At 60.0% G+C, this 1,621-nt stretch carries 2 protein-coding genes; both read left to right on the top strand.

The genetic code is table 11. The features are described 5' to 3' along the window. Positions 1-174 precede the first annotated feature (174 nt). Positions 175-447 (top strand): hypothetical protein, encoded by a 273-nt coding sequence (locus AC1DOC_RS32895; RefSeq protein ID WP_478080749.1) that lies wholly within the window; start codon positions 175-177, stop codon positions 445-447. 125 nt (positions 448-572) lie between these two features. After that, on the top strand, positions 573-1,621 hold a 1,049-nt coding region (locus tag AC1DOC_RS32890; RefSeq protein ID WP_478131472.1), incomplete at its 3' end, for an amidase.

Here is a 1,621-nt window from a genome sequence, read left to right as displayed (position 1 = left end):
GGCAGGTACAGGCACCTGAGCGCCCTTGACGCCGCAACCAAGCCGCCTCCCGAAAACCTGTACTTGCACGGCTGGTGAGCGCGGCCGCTTCAGACTCGCACAAGGCACGGCTGACAACAGTCGCCACGATCCTCTGACTCATCCTGGTACTCGGCACTAGAAGTTGTTGTAGCTATGAATACCGCATACATCAAAGCCGCGGAAGGACGCGACCAATTCCTAAATCTGGTTGACTTCAAATGGCTGATGGCCGGCATGGGCTGGTGGGTCAACTTGTCGCGCTTGCAGAGCGACAAGGCCTACCTCGACGAGTGCTTGCAGCGCGCGATGACGAGCGACTCAGAGTTGCTACAGAAGTGCAGCGTCGAAATGCTTGGCTTGTCGGATGCCCCGTGCGACAAGGCCATGCGGCCACAACTATCGGCTTGGCATTGTGATGGGCGCTGAATGGTCCCAGCCGGTCAGAGGTTTCATTCGTCGGTCCACGTAGGTCCGGTGCGAGTCAAACAGGAGCGGATAAGCACATTGCTGCTTGGCGCACCACATTAATACTTTCTTCCCTTAGGGACGTCATGGAAACACTCTCCAAGCTTGAAACCGTCGAAGCAATGCTGTCGAGGATCGACGATCCGACGGGACAAGGGGCCGTTGCGTTCACGCAGGTGTACCGCGAACAAGCTCGCGCGTCCGCGGCGAGCGCGGACGCATTGGAAAAGGTGGGCATCGAGCAACACCCTCTGGCGGGGGTGGCGATATCGGTCAAGGACCTTTTCGATGTGAAGGGTGCTCAGACGCTGGCTGGTTCGCGCGTGCTGAAAGATACCAAGCCTGCAATGCACGACGCAGCCGTTGTTGCCCGACTGCGCCAATGCGGCGCGGCGATCATCGGCAAAACCAACATGACCGAGTTCGCGTTTAGCGGATTGGGCATCAATCCCCACTATGGAACACCGGTGAGCGTATGGGATCGGCCGGCTCGCCGCATCCCAGGTGGGTCATCGTCCGGCGCAGCTGTGTCCGTCGCCGAAGGAATGGCCTGGGCCGCCATCGGGACAGACACCGGAGGATCGTGCCGCATTCCCGCAGCATTGAACGGCATCGTAGGAATGAAACCAACGGCTTCTACGGTCCCGCGGGACGGAGTGCTTCCCCTTTCGTTCAGCTACGATTCCATTGGGCCGCTCGCGTCGACAGTGGCAGATTGCGCGCGGGTGTACTCGGTCATTAGTGCGTCCGCCGCAGCGCTCGTCGAACGCGAATTCTCCACGCTCCATTTGGGCGTCATTCGGAATTACGTCATGGACGGGCTAGACGATTCCGTCGGGCACGCATACGAAGCCGCGTTGAGAAAACTTGCGGCGGCCGGCGCCATCTTGCACGAACTGACGTTGCCGGTGCTGACCGATATTCCGAATGTCCTTCATGGCGGCGGACTCGTCGCCGCGGAAGCCTTCCAGTGGCACCGTGAGCTCCTGTCCAGCCAAGAGCGAGAGTACGACCCTCGTGTCTCGGTCCGGATCCAGCGCGGAAAGAGCATTAGCGCTGCCGACTACATCTCATTGCTGGGCCTACGTGAACGGATGATTCAACGCTGGTCTGCGCAGATAGCGGCCTTCGACGC

The organism is Variovorax sp. 01T439_2 (assembly GCF_056398445.1).
The sequence above is the reverse complement of the archived record's forward strand: the minus strand, read 5'-3'. Positions and strand labels throughout refer to the sequence as shown.

Excerpts from the sequence above, each read along its gene's own strand:
- AC1DOC_RS32895 (WP_478080749.1), top strand. The coding sequence starts at position 175 with ATGAATACCGCATACATCAAAGCCGCGGAAGGACGCGACCAATTCCTA.